This is a genomic window from Flavobacterium cerinum, from assembly GCF_004028155.1.
GTDB lineage: Bacteria > Bacteroidota > Bacteroidia > Flavobacteriales > Flavobacteriaceae > Flavobacterium > Flavobacterium cerinum.
On the sequence record NZ_SBII01000009.1, the window covers coordinates 195,078 to 214,773 of the forward strand.

18 protein-coding genes are annotated in these 19,696 nt (G+C 39.0%); 15 read left to right on the top strand and 3 right to left on the bottom strand.

Going from position 1 to position 19,696, the window contains the following annotated elements:
* The first annotated feature begins 36 nt into the window (after positions 1–36).
* Positions 37–2,484 carry a replication restart helicase PriA gene (gene priA / locus EPI11_RS13275; protein WP_128390467.1) on the top strand — a complete coding sequence of 816 codons (2,448 nt, stop codon included), beginning with the start codon at positions 37–39 and terminating at the stop codon, positions 2,482–2,484.
* Here priA and EPI11_RS13280 read toward each other — a convergent pair.
* Positions 2,481–3,176 (bottom strand): LytR/AlgR family response regulator transcription factor, encoded by a 696-nt coding sequence (locus tag EPI11_RS13280; RefSeq protein WP_128390468.1) that lies wholly within the window; start codon positions 3,174–3,176, stop codon positions 2,481–2,483. The genes priA and EPI11_RS13280 overlap by 4 nt on opposite strands.
* Positions 3,177–3,348: 172 nt before the next feature.
* Between EPI11_RS13280 and rpsF the strand changes: the two genes are divergently transcribed.
* The 7 genes from rpsF (at position 3,349) to rlmH (ending at position 8,365) form a co-directional block, all read left to right on the top strand.
* Positions 3,349–3,690 carry a 30S ribosomal protein S6 gene (gene rpsF / locus EPI11_RS13285; RefSeq protein WP_128390469.1) on the top strand — a complete coding sequence of 114 codons (342 nt, stop codon included), beginning with the start codon at positions 3,349–3,351 and terminating at the stop codon, positions 3,688–3,690.
* Between the two features lie 3 nt (positions 3,691–3,693).
* Complete coding sequence (rpsR, locus tag EPI11_RS13290) at positions 3,694–3,990, top strand: 30S ribosomal protein S18 (protein WP_128390470.1); 297 nt, start codon at positions 3,694–3,696, stop codon at positions 3,988–3,990.
* 15 nt (positions 3,991–4,005) lie between these two features.
* Entirely contained in the window at positions 4,006–4,452 is a 447-nt protein-coding gene (gene rplI / locus EPI11_RS13295; RefSeq protein ID WP_128390471.1) for a 50S ribosomal protein L9, read from the top strand.
* A 130-nt stretch (positions 4,453–4,582) separates the two neighbouring features.
* Positions 4,583–5,050, top strand: coding sequence for a DUF6495 family protein (locus EPI11_RS13300; protein ID WP_128390472.1), 468 nt, complete (start codon positions 4,583–4,585; stop codon positions 5,048–5,050).
* 113 nt (positions 5,051–5,163) lie between these two features.
* Entirely contained in the window at positions 5,164–7,164 is a 2,001-nt protein-coding gene (gene ligA, locus EPI11_RS13305; RefSeq protein ID WP_128390473.1) for an NAD-dependent DNA ligase LigA, read from the top strand.
* A gap of 117 nt (positions 7,165–7,281) precedes the next feature.
* A complete protein-coding gene (locus tag EPI11_RS13310; protein WP_164879172.1) occupies positions 7,282–7,869 on the top strand; it encodes a DKNYY domain-containing protein in 588 nt (195 codons plus the stop codon).
* Positions 7,870–7,891: 22 nt separating this feature from the next.
* Positions 7,892–8,365 (top strand): 23S rRNA (pseudouridine(1915)-N(3))-methyltransferase RlmH, encoded by a 474-nt coding sequence (rlmH, locus tag EPI11_RS13315; RefSeq protein ID WP_128390475.1) that lies wholly within the window; start codon positions 7,892–7,894, stop codon positions 8,363–8,365.
* 282 nt (positions 8,366–8,647) lie between these two features.
* Here rlmH and folP read toward each other — a convergent pair whose 3' ends face one another.
* Complete coding sequence (gene folP, locus EPI11_RS13320; protein ID WP_128390476.1) at positions 8,648–9,469, bottom strand: dihydropteroate synthase; 822 nt, start codon at positions 9,467–9,469, stop codon at positions 8,648–8,650.
* An 83-nt stretch (positions 9,470–9,552) separates the two neighbouring features.
* On the opposite strand from folP, the gene EPI11_RS13325 reads away from it, so the two are divergent.
* The 7 genes from EPI11_RS13325 (at position 9,553) to EPI11_RS13355 (ending at position 18,803) form a co-directional block, all read left to right on the top strand.
* A complete protein-coding gene (locus tag EPI11_RS13325; protein WP_128390477.1) occupies positions 9,553–10,092 on the top strand; it encodes a DUF1599 domain-containing protein in 540 nt (179 codons plus the stop codon).
* A gap of 16 nt (positions 10,093–10,108) precedes the next feature.
* Entirely contained in the window at positions 10,109–11,206 is a 1,098-nt protein-coding gene (locus tag EPI11_RS13330) for a BT_3928 family protein (protein ID WP_128390478.1), read from the top strand.
* 69 nt (positions 11,207–11,275) lie between these two features.
* Positions 11,276–12,352: an ABC transporter permease gene (locus EPI11_RS13335; protein ID WP_128390479.1), complete on the top strand. Its 1,077-nt coding sequence runs from the start codon at positions 11,276–11,278 to the stop codon at positions 12,350–12,352.
* A gap of 123 nt (positions 12,353–12,475) precedes the next feature.
* Positions 12,476–12,979, top strand: a complete 504-nt coding sequence (locus EPI11_RS13340) for a TlpA family protein disulfide reductase (protein ID WP_128390480.1) — start codon at positions 12,476–12,478, stop codon at positions 12,977–12,979.
* A complete protein-coding gene (gene tpiA / locus EPI11_RS13345) occupies positions 12,979–13,731 on the top strand; it encodes a triose-phosphate isomerase (protein ID WP_128390481.1) in 753 nt (250 codons plus the stop codon). The genes EPI11_RS13340 and tpiA overlap by 1 nt, the downstream gene beginning before the upstream one ends.
* 297 nt (positions 13,732–14,028) lie before the next feature.
* The gene (locus EPI11_RS13350) at positions 14,029–17,961 is read left to right on the top strand and encodes a choice-of-anchor I family protein (RefSeq protein WP_128390482.1); all 3,933 of its coding nucleotides are present in this window, start codon (positions 14,029–14,031) and stop codon (positions 17,959–17,961) included.
* Positions 17,962–18,074: 113 nt separating this feature from the next.
* Positions 18,075–18,803 carry an ElyC/SanA/YdcF family protein gene (locus EPI11_RS13355; RefSeq protein ID WP_128390483.1) on the top strand — a complete coding sequence of 243 codons (729 nt, stop codon included), beginning with the start codon at positions 18,075–18,077 and terminating at the stop codon, positions 18,801–18,803.
* Positions 18,804–19,044: 241 nt separating this feature from the next.
* On the opposite strand, the gene def is transcribed toward EPI11_RS13355, so the two are convergent.
* Positions 19,045–19,695, bottom strand: a complete 651-nt coding sequence (def, locus tag EPI11_RS13360) for a peptide deformylase (protein WP_128390484.1) — start codon at positions 19,693–19,695, stop codon at positions 19,045–19,047.
* Position 19,696: the final 1 nt, after the last annotated feature.

A 19,696-nucleotide genomic window follows, 5' to 3' on the forward strand; every position in this document is an offset into this window, starting at 1 on the left:
TAAAAAAATCTTATATTTGTATTTCAAAACCAGTATATGCCGTTTTTCATAGAAGTTGTACTCCCATTAGCATTACCCAAACCTTTTACCTATGCCATTACAGAAGCAGAATATGCTTTCCTGCACCCCGGCATGCGTGTGGCAGTGCCCTTTGGCAGGAACAAGATCTATACCGGCTTGGTCATTGGATTACATGAAAATCCGCCACAACTGTATGAAGCAAAAGATATTCACCAGATACTTGATGATGCACCAATAGTAACCAAAACACAGCTCGCCCACTGGCAGTGGATAGCAACCTATTACATGTGCAGTATTGGCGAAGTATACAAATCGGCAATGCCAAGTGGTTTTCTGTTAGAAAGTGAAACTATAATCACTTCTCATAAAGACTTTGATGGAGAATCGGCCAATCTGAGCGACGAAGAATACCTGATTTATGAAGCACTGCAAAAGCAATCTGCCCTTAAAGTAGAAGAAGTTGCAGCCATACTCAACAAAAAAACCATACTTCCTGTAATTAACAGGCTTATTGCTAAAAATGCCATAGCCCTCCAGGAAGAGATTTCAGAGAAATACAAACCAAAAACAATACGATACATCCGTCTTCAACCTGAGTTTCTGCAGAACGATCAGCTAAACGGATTAATGGAACTGCTATCCCGAGCTCAAAAGCAGCGTGAAGCAGTAATGCAGTATTTCCAATTACAGTCGGCAGAAAAAAAACCAGTAACCGTAAAACGGCTTGTAGAGGCGGGCACTACGGCAGCCGTAATAAAGTCATTAATAGACAAACAGATTTTTGAAGAATATCATCTTGAAGAAGACCGCGTACAGTTTGAAGGATCAGATAATGCCGGATTCGGACTTAGTTCAAAACAGCTTGAAGCATTAGAGTCGATAAAAACCAGCTTCACGAATAAAGACGTTACACTATTACACGGTATCACCTCGAGCGGCAAGACGGAGATCTACATAAAACTCATAGAAGAATACATTGCTACAGGAAAACAGGTGCTTTACCTGCTTCCGGAAATTGCTCTTACCACACAGCTGGTCGTTCGGCTGACGGCTTACTTTGGCAATCAGGTAGCTGTATTCCATTCAAAATATTCAAACAATGAACGCATCGAAACCTGGCAGCAGGTATTGTCAAGTTCAGAAAAAGCCAAAGTAGTCATTGGTGCTCGATCGGCTTTATTTCTGCCTTTTCAGGATTTAGGATTGATAATTATTGATGAAGAGCACGAACAAACATTCAAACAACAGGATCCTGCTCCACGTTATCATGCGCGTGATGCCGCTATTGTATTGGCAAATTCGCATCAGGCAAAAGTACTATTAGGATCGGCAACACCCGGCATAGAAACCTATTATAACGCCACACATGGCAAATATGGCTATGTAGCACTAACCGAACGCTTTGGTAATGTTACCCCGCCTGAGATTATACTTATCGATCTAAAAGATAAGTACAAGCGCAAGCGCATGACAGGGCATTTTAGTGACGAAATGATCGATGCCATTACCGAAACACTTGCACAGGACAAGCAGGTTATACTGTTTCAAAACCGCAGAGGGTTCTCTCCCTGGGTAGAATGCATGACCTGCGGACACGTACCGCAATGTCCTCAATGCGATGTAAGCCTAACATATTATAAGTACAAAAATCAGCTGCGCTGTCATTACTGCGGGTACAATATTGCCAACCCAACTAACTGCCACAAATGCCATTCAACAGACCTGAATACGAAAGGCTTTGGTACCGAGCAGATCGAACTGGAATTAAAAAGCATTTTCCCTGATAAAAACTCCTGGCGTATGGATCAGGACACTACACGCGGTAAACATGGATACGAAAAAATCATTGATGCCTTTAAAAATCGGGAAATAGACATTTTAGTAGGCACACAAATGCTTGCCAAAGGCCTGCATTTTGACAATGTAGCTATGGTAGGCATACTCAATGCTGATAATATGCTGTACCAACCCGATTTCCGTGCTTTTGAAAGAGCTTACCAAATGATGGTACAGGTTGCAGGGCGTGCAGGGCGTAAAGATGTTAGGGGAAAAGTATACATACAAACCTACAATCCATTGCACAATGTTATCCGCCAGGTCACCGATAACGACTATGACGGGATGTATAAGGAACAGGTATATGAAAGGCATAATTTTAAATACCCGCCATTTTTCAGGCTGGTAAAAATTACGCTCAGACATAAAGATTACGAAAAGTTAAAAGACGGCGCATTGTGGCTTTACAACGTGATGTCGCAAAACCTTGGTGTAACCGTACTTGGTCCGGAAGAACCGGGTATTAACAGAATAAGGAATGAGTATATTCGTACCATTATGATAAAAATACCACAAGGCACCGCACTGGGAGGTACAAAAAAATCTATCGAAAAAATAATAGCCAGCTTTGATGCCGTTCCGCAATACAGGCCAATAAGGGTAACAGCGAATGTAGACCCTTATTAAGCTTTATTAAGTGCTTTTGCCAAATCTTCTTTTTTGTTGCGGCTTAACGGTATTTTAGTATTACCTATTTCGGCAAACTTACTATTAAAACGCTCTACCTTATCAACATTAATAATGAAAGACTTGTGCACTCTCAGAAATTTATCTTCAGGTAAATCATTTTCAAAAGATTTCATAGTAGAAAGCACTAAATGCGTCTCATCTTCAGTATTGATCTTTATATAATCACCAAAGGCTTCAATCCATTTAATTTTAGAAATAAAGATCTTGAAGTTCTTTAAATTGCTTTTTATAAAAATAAACTCACCGTCGTCGTCTGGGTTTTCCTTTTTACGCAGATTAGATTCAATTGCTTTCTGCACGGCTTTATTAAAGCGATCCTTAGTAATGGGTTTATGCAGGTAATCAATTGCGGCATAATCAAATGCTTTGAGAGCATAATCTGACTTAGACGATACAAAGATAATCTGTGGCCTTGTCTTGAGTCCGTCAAGCAGGTCAAAACCGCTTTGAACCGGCATTTCAATATCTAAAAACAACAGATCTACATTCTTATTAAGGATGCAGTTCCTTGTTTCAGAAGCATTGGAAAAATCGCCTACCAGCGTTAGATCCGCATGCTCATTGACCAGCTTAGCGATAGTTATCCTATGTATTGTGCTGTCATCGACAACAACACAGTTAAGTTTCATTGGCAGCTTGGTTATAAATGTTTAGTAAAATTTTAAGGTCTGGTTTTGGATGAATACAAATATAAAGAAAAAATCAACTTTTTAACAGTTAAAAAATCAATTTTAGATGTTGCACATTAAATATAATTCACTATTTTTGCACCCAATTTTATAACAAATAAATATTCTTATTATGAATCACTATGAAACTGTTTTCATCTTGAATCCCGTTTTATCTGAAGCCCAGGTAAAGGAAACAGTAAGTAAGTTTGAAGATTATCTTACTTCTAAAGGAGCCGAGTTTGTATCGAAAGAAGACTGGGGCCTTAAAAAACTAGCTTACGAAATCCAAAACAAAAAAAGCGGATTTTACACATTATTAGAGTTCAAAGCTCCTGGAGACATCCTTATCGGTTTTGAAACTGAATTCCGTCGTGACGAAAGAGTTATGCGTTTCTTAACTGTAAGCCTTGACAAACACGCGATTTCTTGGGCAGAGAGAAGAAGAGAAAAACTAAAATCTAAAGCAAACTAAGTTATGTCTACAATAGAGCAATCAGCTAAAGGCAAAAAAGACGGAGATATCAGATATCTTACGCCTTTAAACATAGAGACGAACAAGACTAAAAAGTATTGCCGTTTTAAAAAATCAGGTATTAAATATATCGATTACAAAGATCCAGACTTCTTATTGAAATTCGTGAATGAGCAAGGTAAAATCCTTCCTCGTCGTTTAACAGGTACTTCTTTAAAATACCAAAGAAAAGTTTCTGTAGCGGTAAAAAGAGCACGTCACTTAGCATTAATGCCTTACGTGGCGGATTTATTAAAATAATAACGAGTCAATATTATGGAACTTATACTTAAGCAAGACGTTCAAAATCTAGGATTTAAGGACGATGTAGTTACAGTTAAAGCCGGATATGGCCGTAATTACCTTATACCACAAGGATTTGCTCACATGGCAACTCCTACAGCTAAAAAAGTATTAGCTGAAAACTTAAAACAAAGAGCTTTTAAAGAGCAAAAAGTAGTTAACGAAGCTAAAGCAACTGCTGAAGCTCTTAAAGCTATCGAAATAAAAATTACTGCTAAAGCAGGTGGTGATAAACTATTTGGTTCTGTAACTAACATAGATATCGCTGAAGCACTTGCTAAAGGTGGACAATCTATCGACAGAAAATTCATCACTAGTGGAATCGTTAAACGTACAGGTAAATATACTGCTAACGTTAGACTTCACAGAGATGTTATTGTTGAGCTTGCATACGAAATCGTTGCTGAGCAAGAAAAATAATTCTTGAAATTATAGCTAAAGCCCCGTTCGCGGGGCTTTTTTTTTATACTATTTTTAACCACAAATCATTTATCTACTGATTAATCGGTGGAATTTGTGCAATTCGTGGCAAATCTTAAATTAGAAAAAAATGAAATACGCCCGCTTAACCAAAGAACAGCTGGAAGAACTACACCCGGAGTTTGTTCGTTTCCTGGCATCACAATCTATCGACAAAGCCGAATGGGATACCCTTAAAGAGGAAAAACCAGAAGTAGCCGAACAGGAACTGGATGTATTCTCTGACCTGATATGGGATAACGTACTTGAAAAAGCCGAATGGCTGGAGCATTACTCTAAAAACCACATCTTTCTTTTTAAATGCAAAGAGTTGGAAATGGAGAGTATCATCATACATTCGCACGAACCTTATGCCGATTTCCTTACGGAAGGCGGACTGCAATGGCTAAACGAGAATATATTCTCAGACAAAGTAGAGATACAACGCGGCACTAAAGCCTTTACAGAAGACCGCAGAGCCGATATATTCAGCATTATACAACAAGGTGCCATACTAAGTGACGGCGTGTTGTACAAGCAGCTGGAAGACATGTTTTAATTTTAAAGTTACTAAGGCACTTAACTACTAAGTACCTTAGTAACTATTATAAAAAAACATTTCCCATATTTTAAAAGTTAGCTAAATTAGCAGAGTAAACTAATTTTTATTAAATGGACACCCTTCAAACCATTCAGGCGCTTCGTGAAGAACTTAACCTGCACAACCACAACTACTATGTGCTGGATAATCCAACAATTTCTGATCTTGAGTTCGATATGAAACTTAAAGAATTACAGGAACTGGAAGCCAAACACCCTGAGTATTTTGATGCTGACTCCCCTACCCAGCGCGTTGGCGGTGGCGTAACTAAGAGTTTCAATACCATTAAGCACGAGTACCGTATGTATTCTCTGGACAATGGCTACTCAAAAGATGAGCTTCTTGAATGGGAAAAGCGTGTACACAAAGGCTTGGGTGCTACAGATATTGAATTTACGTGTGAACTGAAATACGACGGTGCATCGATAAGTATTTCATACGAGAACGGAAGACTTGTAAAAGCAGTTACCCGTGGCGATGGTTTTCAGGGAGATGAAGTAACCACCAATATAAAAACCATCCGTGCTGTTCCATTAAAGCTAAAAGGTGATTATCCTGAAAAGTTTGACATTCGCGGTGAGATCATCCTGCCATTTGAAGGTTTTGCAAAAATGAATCAGGAACTGATCGAAATAGGCGAAACACCTTATTCCAATCCCCGTAACACAGCATCAGGAAGTTTAAAATTACAGGACAGTGCCGAAGTAGCAAAACGTCCGTTAGACTGCTTACTCTACTCTATAATTGGCAGCAACCTTCCTTTTAAAACCCAGTTTGAAGGACTGGAAAAAGCCCGACAGTGGGGCTTTAAAGTCCCTAAAGAAACAAAACTCGCCAAAAACATGGAAGAAGTTTTTGCTTTTATAGACTACTGGGATACCCACCGCCATCAATTACCATACGAAACAGATGGTGTAGTTATCAAAATAAACGACATCCACCAACAGGAAGAATTAGGCTATACAGCCAAATCACCCCGTTGGGCTATAGCATATAAATTTAAAGCCGAGCGTGTTTCTACACACCTTAACACGATAACCTATCAGGTAGGCCGCACCGGTGCCATTACTCCGGTAGCCAACCTTGAACCGGTACAACTGGCGGGAACGATCGTAAAGCGTGCATCGTTGCACAATGCTGACCAGATCGCAAAACTTGACGTTCGTGAAGGTGACGAAGTTTTTGTAGAAAAAGGAGGCGAGATCATACCTAAGATCATAGCGGTAGATTTTACCAAAAGACCAGCAGACTTGTTACCTACCGCATACATTACCCATTGCCCTGAATGCAATACCGAACTAGAACGTAAAGAAGGCGAAGCACAGCATTACTGCCCTAACTTTTACGGATGCCCACCTCAGATAATAGGACGTATTCAGCATTATATTTCGCGTAAAGCGATGGATATTGAAGGACTGGGCGGCGAAACCGTTGCCCTGCTTTATAATGCCGATCTCATTCATAATTATGCCGACCTGTATGACCTGAAAAAAGAACAGGTAATACCGTTGGAACGAATGGCGGAAAAATCGGCTGCCAACCTTATCAACGGTGTCGAAAAATCTAAAGAAGTACCGTTTGAGCGCGTATTATATGCTTTAGGAATACGTTATGTTGGTGAAACCGTTGCTAAAAAACTGGCCAAGCATTACAAGAGCATCGACAATCTGGCGAATGCCTCATTGATGGATTTGGTACTTGTTGATGAGATTGGCGAACGCATTGCACAAAGCGTAATTGCCTTCTTTGAAAATGAAGAAAACAAAAAAATAGTAGAACGCCTTAAAGGTTACGGCGTACAACTCGAAGCATTAGCGTCAACAGATACTAGCGTGAGCGACAAGCTAGCAGGGAAAATATTTGTAGTATCTGGAGTGTTCGAGAAATTCTCCCGTGATGAACTTAAAAAAGCGATCGAAGACAATGGTGGAAAAGTAGGTAGTTCCATATCAGCCAAAACACATTATGTAGTTGCCGGAGACAATATGGGACCTGCAAAACTTGAAAAAGCAAACCAATTGGGCGTAGCAATAATCAGTGAAGATGATTTTATTTCTTTAATAAGTAACTAATCATCAAACAAATTAAAAATGAAACTGCATTTGAATTTTATAATCCTATTATTTCTTTTTTCTTCTTTTACAGTCAAATCACAGACACAGACAAATGAGCAAAGGGATAAAAGGCATTTGGAAAAAGCGCTCGCTTATGAAGACAGCCTCATGAAGGTTATGCAGTGGGAACCACTTAAAGACGGATTATCAATCAGCAGATTTGGAGATATTGGATTTAAAACCTCTTACGTTGTTTCCAGGGAAAGTATAACAACATACAGAACATCTTTTGGGTGTTGCAATGAAGGTCAACCCTTTAAAGATATTATTGATATTTCAACTTTTAAACAAATAGGCGGCGACTGGGCTTGGGGAGGATATTTTAAAGACAAGAACCATATTTATCATTACTTCGGAAATTCCGGAGGAGGTAACTTTTATATAGTGGATGAAGTTGACAATAAAACTTTTGAAATAATCAACAACTGTTATGGACGCGATAAAAACCACATATATGATATGCGTTTTGGTCTTATGAACAATATTGATTCTAAAGTATTTAAAATACTACCAAATAAGAGTATATGTATTGCTAAATATAAAAATGTTTATTATCGAAACAACGAACAATTGGATGCTGAAGCTATGAAAGATCCTGTAACGAAGAAAGCAATAAAGGAACTCGATAAATATATCCTAAAAACTAAGCCACTAAGAAACTAAACATCTCAGCACCTCTAAAAAGATGAACATTAAACTCCTTGCCATAGGCAAAACAGATAATAAAGCGTTGCAGCAGCTAATGGATGATTACCAAAAGCGCTTGTCGTTTTACATTAAGTTCGACCTCGAAATTATTCCTGATATCAAGAATGTAAAAAACCTGAGCGAAGCACAGCAAAAAGAAAAAGAGGGCGAGCTTATATTGTCAAAACTCTCCCCTACCGATCAGCTTATCTTATTGGATGAAAACGGAAAGAACTTTAGCAGTGTAGGCTTCTCAGAAGAATTACAGAAAAAAATGAATTCAGGAATCAAGACGCTTGTATTTGTAATTGGAGGCCCTTATGGTTTTTCCCAGGAAGTTTACAGTAAAGCACAGGGAAAGATCTCATTATCAGCCATGACATTTTCCCATCAAATGGTACGCTTATTCTTTATCGAGCAGGTATACAGGGCGTTTACCATTTTAAGAAACGAACCCTATCACCATCAGTAAAAATTTGAATCCGTAAGAAACAGTCACCCTGAGCTTGTCGCAGAGTTGTTTCTTAAAGAAAAGATTCATTTTAAGCGATAAATTATAAATCCACACACAAGTCACCCTGAGTCTGTCGAAGGGCTTTTTTGAAATAAAAAATATTAAAATCGATAAATTATAAATCCTCAAACAAGTCACCCTTAGCTTGTCGAAGGGTAATCCTAAAATCAGAAAAGATTTATTTTAAATGCTCCATATTTGAAGTATTACGAATCAGCCTGAGCCTGTCGAAGGGTACTGCTAAAATAACTGATTGACTATTTTAATCGTTTCAACGGCCTCTTTCACATCATGAACGCGCAGTATCTTGGCACCTTTTGTCAGCGCAATAGTATTTAAAACAGTAGTACCAGTAAGTGCTTCCTGAGGTGAAATACCCAGCAGTTTATAGATCATGGATTTTCTTGACATACCGGCAAGTATCGGTAATTCGGTCATCTGGAAAAGCTCCATTTTTTGAAGCACTTCATAATTCTGCTCTGTTGTTTTGGCAAAACCAAAACCCGGATCAATGACAATATCATTTATACCATGATCTCGGGCAGTACTTATCCTTTCAGAAAAATAGAAAAGCATTTCTTTAATGATATCGTCATACTGTGTGAGTTTTATCATAGTTTGTGGCGTACCACGCATATGCATCATGATATAAGGCACTTTTAGCTGGCCGACAGTTTCCAGCATCTTATTATCTAATAACCCGGCAGCGATATCGTTTACAATAGCTGCACCACTTTCTATACTGCTTTTGGCAACTGCCGCACGAAAGGTATCTACAGAGATCAATACATCCGGAAAATGTTTTATAAGTAATTCTACAACAGGAACCATACGGTTCAATTCTTCCGTTTCGGTAACAAAATCGGCATTGGGTTTTGACGAATACGCACCCACGTCTATGAAGTCGGCTCCGTCTGCCAGCATTTTTTCTGCCTGCTGTAATAATTGGGATTCATCTTTGTATTTTCCACCATCAAAAAAAGAATCGGGAGTACAGTTGAGAATCCCCATAACTTTAGGGGTTGATAAGTCTACCAATGAACCTTTACAGTTAATAAACATAACGTCCTTTTTTTAAATAGCCCTTGTCTTTAGGGGGCTTTTTTATTACATTTGAAAAAATTTCACACAAAGATACTACTTAAATGAGTAATACTTCTCAGGAATATGACAGTGTCATTACCATATGCAGGCAGCTATATATTAATAAAATGAAAGATTACGGAAGTGCATGGCGTATACTAAGACTGCCATCGCTTACAGATCAGATATTTATTAAAGCACAGCGCATCCGAAGCCTTCAGCAAAATGATGTTCGCAAAATAGACGAAGATGAAACCGGAGAATTTATCGGTATAATCAACTATTCAATAATGGCACTTATTCAACTTGACAAGGGTGTGGTTGATCAGCCCGATCTTAATGTTGAAGATGCTACAAAACTTTATGACGAAAAAGTACTGCTTACCAAAACCCTTATGGAGGCTAAAAACCATGATTATGGTGAAGCCTGGAGAGAAATGCGCGTAAGCTCACTAACCGATCTTATACTTCAAAAACTGCTTCGCGTGAAGCAAATTGAAGACAACAAAGGCAAAACACTTGTATCTGAAGGCATTGATGCTAATTATCAGGATATGATCAACTATGCCATTTTTGCACTAATACTAATGAAGAAATTTTAATCCATACAATCTTACTATGAAATTAATTACACAAATCTCTCGGGTACTTGTAGGCGTTTTATTTATCATTTCAGGACTTATAAAGCTAAACGATCCTGTAGGCTTCTCTTTTAAACTGGAAGAATACTTTGGGGCTAACGTACTGAATCTTGAATTTTTAATCCCGCTCGCATTGGCAATTGCCGTAGGTGTAGTAATTTTTGAAGTAGTATTAGGTGTAATGCTATTAGTAGGTTTCAAGAGAAATTTCACCATGTGGAGTTTACTACTCATGATAGGTTTCTTCACGTTCCTTACCTTCTATTCGGCATATTTTAATAAAGTAACTGATTGCGGTTGTTTTGGTGACGCACTAAAATTAACCCCTTGGGAATCGTTCTCTAAAGACGTAGTACTGTCACTGCTAATTATCATATTGTTCTTTAACAGGCAGTATATCCAGCCGCTATTTGGTAAAGTTGCCGTTAATATTACCGTTATTGCAGCTTTCGCTTTATGCGGATTATTTGGTTACTATGTACTAAACCACCTGCCTGCAATAGACTTTAGAGCCTATAAAATCGGGACTAACATTCCGGAAGGAATGGCGATACCGGAAGGTGCTCCAAAATCGGAATATGAAATGGTGTTTATCTACAAAATAAACGGTGTTGAAAAAGAATTTACAGACAAACAACTGGACAAAATCCCTGCTGATGCTGAATTTATAGACAGAAAAGATAAAGTAGTAAAACAAGGTTATGTACCGCCTATACACGATTTCTCTATAGAAAAAGATGGTGAAGACTTTACAACTGCTATGCTTGCAGAACCTAAACTTATACTGCTTGTCTCTTATGACCTGAACAAAGCAAGTGACGAAGGTCTTAACAAACTGGAGACTTTTGCTAAACAGGCACAGGCTAAAGGGTATAAAGTTATCGGAATGACTTCATCGGATGAAGGCACAATTGCGAAAAAGAAAGCAGATCATAAGCTAACATTAGATTATTACTTCTGTGACGCCACTACGCTAAAAACCATCGAAAGGGCTAACCCAAGTATCGTGATCCTTAACAAAGGAACAATTGTACAAAAAGCACACTGGAACGATATTGATAACGTTGAACTTTAATTAATTCAGGACTTTAGATTTCAGATTGAACATGCAATCTGAAATCTAAAATCTGAAACCCAAATACACTTGATAAAATACTTTTTACACAAAACAGGATATGCTTTGCTCACGCTTTTTGGTGTGGTAACTGTCATATTCTTTTTGTTTACAGTACTACCGGGTGATCCGGCTCGTATGATGCTGGACCAGAATGAAAACTCGGAACAGCTCGCTATTATCAAGAAAAAATATGGTTTCGACCAACCGGTATCCAAACAATACCTGTATTACCTCAACGACCTCTGCCCCGTTTCTTTTCATAGCACTACCCAAGGTGATTACACCTTTCTGGCTGAAGGGAAATACAATGCCCTATCCCTATTTACAATTGGTCATACTACCGTTGTTTTAAAAACGCCTTACCTGCGTGAGAGTTTCCAAAAAAGTGGCAAAAAAGTAACCCAGGTTATAGGCGACACACTGCCTAACACTATTGTACTGGCATTCTTTGCTATCATTATTGCTATTGTTGTCGGAATTATTTTCGGGATCATATCCGCTTTATATAAAGATACCTGGATCGACAGAACTATTGCGCTGGTGAGTACGCTAGGCATGAGCCTGCCGTCTTTCTTTGCAGCAATCCTATTTGCATGGTTCTTTGGGTTCCTCCTGCACAAATACACACATCTTGATATGACCGGAAGCCTGTATGAAGTAGACGATTTTGGGGAAGGTTCTTATATCAAATGGAAAAATATTATCCTCCCGGCTATTGTATTAGGCATCCGGCCACTTGGAGTTGTCATCCAACTAATGCGTAATTCATTGCTTGAAGTTTTGGGTCAGGATTACATTCGTACTGCAAGAGCCAAAGGTTTAAGCGAACTGAGGATCATCCGCAAGCACGCACTTAAAAATGCCTTAAACCCTGTTGTAACAGCTATATCAGGCTGGTTTGCCTCTATGCTTGCCGGAGCTGTTTTTGTAGAATATATTTTTGGATGGAACGGCCTTGGTAAAGAAGTAGTCGAAGCACTTAACACGCTAGACCTTCCTGTTATCATGGGATCGGTACTGGTTATTGCAACCACTTTTGTGATCATCAATATTATTGTGGACCTTATCTATGCCTATCTCGATCCAAGGATCCGCCTAAGCTGATAATTATTTTCCAACGAAAACGATATAATAACTTTTACAGATAAACAGATGCCAAATATTTCAAAACGAAGCCCTGTTTGTTCAGCTTCTTATTGTAAATTTGTTTCTCTTAATCAGGAAAAAATGAAAAAACTACTTTTATTACCTATACTGTTATTTGCTGTAATATCCTGTACACAGGCACAACAGCCAACATCTTTTACTCCCGAAGCATTAAATTCTAAAATGACCTCACTGGATGGTAAACAGATAGCTTTTAAAGACATCCTTAACCAATACAAAGGAAAGACCGTTGTAATAGACGTTTGGGCGTCATGGTGCCCGGATTGTATTAAAGGTATGCCTAAGGTTCATGCACTTCAAAAACAATTCCCTGAAGCTGTATATCTATTCCTTTCGTATGACAGAGTAGATGAAAAATGGAAGAATGGAATTGAAAAATATGAGGTAAAAGGTGAAAACTACCATGTTGGTAAAAGCATGAAAGAGGGCGCATTTGCCGAAAGCGTTAAACTGGACTGGATTCCGCGTTATATGGTAATAGACAAGACCGGTAAAATTGCGTTGTTCAAAGCCATTGAGGCCGATGACGAAAAACTTATAGCTATTCTAAAAAAACTTAAATAATGAGAAAAAAGATCGTTGCAGGAAACTGGAAAATGAATAACGATATTCAGCAAACAGAAGCTTTACTTGCTGAAATACTGAATAAAAAACAAGACAATAACGTTGCTAAAATTGTAGTAGCTCCTACGTTTGTTAACCTTCAGGCAGCTGTACAGCAAACGGCAGGTACTAATGTAATTGTTGCGGCACAAAATATGCACCAGGCAGAAAACGGTGCTTACACAGGAGAGATCTCTGTAGGCATGCTAAAAAGCATCCATGTAAATACGGTTATACTGGGTCACTCTGAAAGAAGAGCTTACTTTGGTGAAACCAACAGCCTTTTGGCACAAAAAGTAAATACAGCCTTAAAACATGATGTTACTATTATCTTCTGTTTTGGTGAAGAATTGGCAGACAGACAGTCAGGCAACCATTTTAATGTAGTAGAAACGCAACTAAGAGAAGGTTTATTCCATATCGATAAAAACGACTGGAACAGTGTTGTTTTAGCTTATGAGCCTGTTTGGGCTATCGGTACTGGAGAAACAGCATCACCGGAGCAGGCACAGGAAATGCACGCCTTTATCCGTACACTTATTAAAGACAACGTAGGTGAGGCAATTGCCGAAAACACATCAATCCTTTACGGAGGAAGTGTTAAGCCTGATAACGCCCGTGAAATATTCTCTAAACCGGATGTTGATGGTGGTCTTATAGGCGGCGCTGCCCTAAAAGCAGATGATTTCCTTGCTATCGTAAACGCTATATAATACATATTTTATTAAAAAAGGCGGTAATCACTTACCGCCTTTTTTAATAAAATTACATTTAACGAGTGAAGCCACCTTCACTCGTTTTTTTTATGCTTAAATCCTAAATACCTTTTTTACGTCATTTAGAATTGGTTTCAATACCTACATTAAGCTATCGTAAACCGCTTAACTTAAATTTTACGATTATAAAACACCCAACCATCTCATGATAACACTTCTTTATCACTAGAGTAATGATGGCGTAATCTATATCGTAGACTTTTGTAGCACTATTAAAAACCAACTCAAACACACATGTTGAACAACTACACAAAAAAAGGATTGATGTTATTTGCCTTCGGGATGATAACGCAGTTCTCAGGGGCACAAACCCTGGTCCATTACTGGAACTTTAACGACAGCAGTTCGTTAACGGCTATCACTACACCTTCTCAATCCATTATTACGGGCGCAGGTCTTACTGCTATTGCAGGAGGTACCAGCCTTCTTGATTTTGCAAACGGAACCGGGCAAAATTTCAACGTTTTAAACCTTAACACACAAAACGGTGATCCGGCTGGTGCACACTTACGTTTCAACAACCCTATCGGTGGTGCATTACAATTTGCCCTGCCTACAACAGGTTATGAAAATGTAGTTGTAAAATTTGCTACACGCCGTTCAGGTTCAGGAGCTGGAAACCAGTTATGGTCATACTCTGTAGACGGAACTATTTTTATTCCGTTAACAACAGTAGCACCAAACGACGGTGATCCTGCATTAGCGACTTTAGATTTTTCGGCTATCGCTGCTTCAGATAACAATCCAAACTTCAAATTAAAAGTAGAATTCGAACAAGGTGGTGGCGGAGCTGTTGGTAATAACCGTTTCGACAACTTTACCTTAAATGGAACTACTCTGGGAGGTGGCGATACTGCTGTTCCGGTTGCCCTGTTTACTCCGGCAAATAATGCAATAAACATTGCAGTAACTGCACACCCAACAATTGCTTTTAATGAGCCGATACGTCTTGTTAACGATGCAGCAATAAACAATACAAATATAGATGCAGTTGTAGAACTTCGTTTAAACAACGCTGCTGGAACTGTAGTTCCGTTTGATGCTACTTATGCTGACAATACAATTACCATTGTTCCAACAACAACTTTGCTTAACAACCAGCAGTACTATGCTGCCCTTTTAGGCAATACTGTAGAAGACATGAGCAATAACGCCATTGCAGATACTAAATCGGCAGACTTTTCTACTATTGCTGTACAATCTCCTATTGCTGCTGGCGACATGGCTTTCATAGCTTACAGAATGAACGCATCATCTACTGAAGATGAAATAGCTCTTGTAACCTTTGTAAACATTGCACCGGGTACATTCATTACGCTTACAGATGGTAAATATACAACCAATGCTCCTGCACAATGTGCTGGTGGTATTACTTGGACAGCTACAGACTGCGTTCCTGCAGGATCGGTTATCATGCTACAAACATCTACTTTAACAGCAAACACTGGTACAGTTACCGGAGCAGGCTTCGGATTAAGCTCTGGTGGAGACCAGGTAATCGTTTACAGCGGTACTCCTGCTGCTCCAAACTACATTACAGCTCTTACATCAAACGGATGGGTTGCTGCCAATACTTCATGCAGCGGAAGCCTTTCTATGAAACCGGATGCTCTTACAGACGGTGTAAATGCATCTAACCTTAGCACTAACCCGGCTAACATAGAAGGTAATACCGTAAATGCTTTTTACAGCGGCCCTCAAACAGGTAACATCGCTAACCTTAAAGCATCAATACTTAATCCTGCCAACTGGACAGGTGTTGCAGGTGGTACAGTAGCACAAACATGGCCTACATGGGCTTTCCCAAGCGCACCAACAGTACAAAACACTTTGGTAACTAACAATACTACAATTGTATTAACATTCAATAATGCACTTCAGGCAGCTTCTGCAGCTACAATTGCAAACTATACCGGTATCCCTGGATTAACCTCAGCGGTTCTTAACGGTAATACGGTAACCCTTACCTATGCAACCCCATTTACAGCAGGTACAAACTACACGCTTACTGTAGATAACGTTTTAGATGCTACAGGTCTTGAAATGTCTTGTGCTTACACTTTCACTTTCGGTTACAACACAACTGTTTCTTTCCAAAAAGATTTTGTTGTAGTAAACGAAAATGCAGGATCATTAAGCTTTGTAATTAACCTTGTTAGTCCTTCGGCAGGATCTGTAGATCTTGTTGTTAAAGGAGCACCTTTCAGCACAGCAGATGCAGGAGATTTCACTCTTACTACACAAACACTTACTTTTATAGGTAACAGCCCGCTAACGCATACCATCACTATTCCAATTATAGATGACACTATCGAAGAGCAGCAGGCAGAATATTTTGTACTTAGCCTTGAAAATGCTGTAGGCGTAACCGTTACCGGTGAGCCAATGGCTACTATTTACATAAAAGATAACGACAGGCTTGCTCCTGTTCCTAATAAGGATATCGAACTTACTTACGTGAGAAGCTTCGATCCATCAGGTACAAATTCAAGTACTTGTGAGATAGTAGTATATGATGCTCCAAGTAAAAAATTATTTACTACAAGTGCTGTTGCAGGTTTCCTTGATGTTATCGATTTCACAGATCCAACAGACCCTGAAGTACTTCAGTCAATAGACATGAACGTTTACGGTGGTGTTACCAGCGTAGCGGTTAAAAACGGTGTTGTAGCAGTCGCTTCTCCTAATACAGATGAACATCTTGACGGATCGGTAGTATTCTTTACTACAGCAGGTACATTCATCAAACAGGTAACTGTAGGTGCACTTCCTGACAATATCTCATTTACTCCGGATGGTAAAAAAGTGCTTACGGCAAATGAAGGTCAGCCAAACAGCAACTACAGTATAGATCCTGAAGGTTCTGTGAGCATTATCGATATAAGCGGTGGTGTTGCTAACCTGACTCAAAATAATGTTACTACTCTATTATTTACAGCATATAATGCACAGGAAACTGCACTTATAGCTTCTGGTGTGAGGAAACTGAAGCTGAGCAGTACCCTGTCGCAGGATTTTGAACCGGAATACATCACTACAAGTGCCGATTCTAAAAAAGCATGGGTTACACTACAGGAAAACAACGCTATTGCTGAAATTAATCTGGAAAACAATTCTATAGCCGATGTTTGGGCATTAGGAACCAAAGACATGAATGCAATGGGCAACGGTTTTGATATTTCTGATAACAACGGCGAAATATTAATTGCGAACTGGCCGATAAAAACATATTATATGCCGGATGCTGTTGCAAACTATAGCGTAGGTGGTGTTAATTATATTGTTACCGCTAACGAAGGTGACGAAAAAGAATACACAGGTTTTGTAGAAAGAACAACTGTAGGCGCTGCTACTTATGTACTTGACGCTGCTGCTTACCCACAGGGAGCAATGCTTAAAAAATCATTCAATGCAGGTAGATTTAGAGTTACCGCTTTTGATGGTAAAAATAATGCTGGTACAGCTTACAACCAAATGTTTGCAGTAGGATCACGTTCATTCTCTATCTTCAATGCAGATACAAAAGAAATTGTATTTGACAGTGGTGATGATTTCGAAATGTATACTGCTTCTACTCCATCGATCAGTGCATTGTTTAACTCTGATCACGAAGACAACAGCCTTAAAAGCCGCAGCCGTGCAAAAGGTCCTGAGCCGGAAGGTGTAACAGTGGCACAGATTGAAGGAAGAACATTTGCTTTTATCAGCCTGGAGCGTGTAGGCGGTGTTATGGTATATGATGTTACCAATCCGGCTGATGTTAAGTTTGTAGATTATAAAAACAGCAGAAGTGTTTCGGCTTATGAAGGCGACCACGGACCGGAAGGCATCACGCACATTAAAGCAGCTGACAGCCCAACAGGAAAAGATTATATCATTGTAGCTAACGAAATAAGCGGTACGCTAACCATTTTTGAAGTAGATTCTTCTAAATTATCAAATGGTGAATTTGAGTTTGAACCTAAAACATTTGCAGTGTTCCCTAACCCATCTGTAAATGGTGTATCTTACTTTAACCGTGTTGCAGATATCGAAGTATACGATTACAGTGGAAAGCTGGTACATTCAGCTAAACAGGCATTAACTATAGACACTTCAAACATGGCATCAGGACTTTACCTGGTAAAAACATCTGAAGGAATAGTGAAAAAATTACTCGTGAAATAGGGTAATATTAGTTTCGTGTTTTTTAATTTTGAAAGTCCTGCCCCTAAAAAGGCAGGATTTTTTTTATGTAATTTATTTCCCTAAATTGTACTGCAAACCATTTAAGCTTACTAATGAGTATTGTTAACCCGCTTACCTTTTTCTGGCTATTTATAGCAGTTTCACTGCTTCTCTATAAATTCAACCGAAAAAAAACAGCAAAGTATATTGCTATTCTTGGCGCAGCACAGCTGTTCCTGTTTTCTGTAACGCCGTTGCCTGTTTTTATGATCCAGCAACTGGAAAAGCAATACCCGGTTTATAAAGGTTCTAAAAATGAAAAATTACCCATACATATATTAGGTAATGGTCACGCCGACGATCCTTCTTTATACCCAACTCAGAAACTTTCATTTCAGGCTTTGGAAAGAGTAACAGAAGGGATAAGGATCTATAATTACTTTAACCATACCCGTATTTCCTTTTCAGGATTTGCCGTCAATAAAAAAGAACCTACAGGAAATGTAATGGCAAAAGCTGCCGTTAGTTTGGGAGTATCTTCTAAAGACACAATCTTATTTCCGGCACCCCGCAACACCTGGGAAGAAGCTGTGGCTTATAAAAAACGCTTTGGTACAAAAAACAAGTTCATACTCGTAACAAATGCCACACATATGCCCCGCGCTATGGAAGTTTTCCGTTCTATGGGAATGCAGCCCATAGCCGCCCCTACCGGATTCTTTCTTAAAAAAGAAACTGGCTATAGGTACAACTGGTGGCCATCAACAGCAAAAATAATTTATACTGAAGCTGCTGCTTACGAATATGCCGCACAGTTATATTACAAATGGTTTAAGTTATAATACTCAATTTCCTGCAAGGTCTTGGAGACCTTGCAGTGTTAGATTCAACATATCAGCCAAACACTACTCCCTTTTTATAAAACCTACAAGGTTAAAAAAACCTTGCAGGTTGCGAACTCAACAACATTCAGTTTTCCTGCAAGGTCTCCAAGACCTTGTAGGTATTACTCAATTATAAATCAAAAAAATACCCTCAGATTTTGTCAGAGGGTATTTTTATACTTCAGTAATCAATCAAAAATTACTGTCTTCTTAGTTTGTTCTCAAGGTAAAGTTTTACTTCTCCATTGATTAGCGAATATTCCTGAGCTTTTTGCTGTTCCAGCCTGTCTGTGAATAAAATCCCCATTAGGTGATCTGTTTCGTGCTGGAATATCACAGCCGTAAAACCTTCTATCATTTCATCGCGAAACTTACCGTTTCGGTCATAATAAGTAATATGGATAGTATAATTACGCAGCACCTCACCATTAAGGTCAGGAATAGACAAACAGCCTTCGGTACCTTTTCTTAATAATGCCGAACGCCATGTTATTTTCGGATTTAGATAAACCTCAAAAGGTTCTCCCGCTTTATCAAAACGCTGTACCCAGATAACATTACGGTTAATACCTATCTGTGGTGCTGCTATACCAACTCCGGGGCTTGCAGGGTCATTAACTGTTGCAAGCATCCTGTCTATAAGTAAAGGCAGCGATTCGTCTTTAAGGTTCACATCTGTAGATGGAGCTTTAAGCACCTTTAGATCGGCAGCATCAGTAACCTGCAATACACGCATCAGGCTTTGCTTCGACCCTGAATTGGTCAGGGTTCGTTCGGCATCTGTAAATTTTTGAGCCGATGCACTTGCAAAAAGCACAAAAGCCAACGATGTGAATAGTGCTTTTTTCATG

Coding starts and splice junctions, on each gene's coding strand:
- rpsR (WP_128390470.1), top strand. CDS start 3,694: ATGTCTACAATAGAGCAATCAGCTAAAGGCAAAAAAGACGGAGATATC.
- EPI11_RS13330 (WP_128390478.1), top strand. CDS start 10,109: ATGAAATTAATTACACAAATCTCTCGGGTACTTGTAGGCGTTTTATTT.
- EPI11_RS13355 (WP_128390483.1), top strand. CDS start 18,075: ATGAGTATTGTTAACCCGCTTACCTTTTTCTGGCTATTTATAGCAGTT.
- EPI11_RS13350 (WP_128390482.1), top strand. CDS start 14,029: ATGTTGAACAACTACACAAAAAAAGGATTGATGTTATTTGCCTTCGGG.
- EPI11_RS13340 (WP_128390480.1), top strand. CDS start 12,476: ATGAAAAAACTACTTTTATTACCTATACTGTTATTTGCTGTAATATCC.
- EPI11_RS13300 (WP_128390472.1), top strand. CDS start 4,583: ATGAAATACGCCCGCTTAACCAAAGAACAGCTGGAAGAACTACACCCG.
- rlmH (WP_128390475.1), top strand. CDS start 7,892: ATGAACATTAAACTCCTTGCCATAGGCAAAACAGATAATAAAGCGTTG.
- rplI (WP_128390471.1), top strand. CDS start 4,006: ATGGAACTTATACTTAAGCAAGACGTTCAAAATCTAGGATTTAAGGAC.
- rpsF (WP_128390469.1), top strand. CDS start 3,349: ATGAATCACTATGAAACTGTTTTCATCTTGAATCCCGTTTTATCTGAA.
- EPI11_RS13325 (WP_128390477.1), top strand. CDS start 9,553: ATGAGTAATACTTCTCAGGAATATGACAGTGTCATTACCATATGCAGG.
- EPI11_RS13280 (WP_128390468.1), bottom strand. CDS start 3,176: ATGAAACTTAACTGTGTTGTTGTCGATGACAGCACAATACATAGGATA.
- priA (WP_128390467.1), top strand. CDS start 37: ATGCCGTTTTTCATAGAAGTTGTACTCCCATTAGCATTACCCAAACCT.
- folP (WP_128390476.1), bottom strand. CDS start 9,469: ATGTTTATTAACTGTAAAGGTTCATTGGTAGACTTATCAACCCCTAAA.
- def (WP_128390484.1), bottom strand. CDS start 19,695: ATGAAAAAAGCACTATTCACATCGTTGGCTTTTGTGCTTTTTGCAAGT.
- tpiA (WP_128390481.1), top strand. CDS start 12,979: ATGAGAAAAAAGATCGTTGCAGGAAACTGGAAAATGAATAACGATATT.
- ligA (WP_128390473.1), top strand. CDS start 5,164: ATGGACACCCTTCAAACCATTCAGGCGCTTCGTGAAGAACTTAACCTG.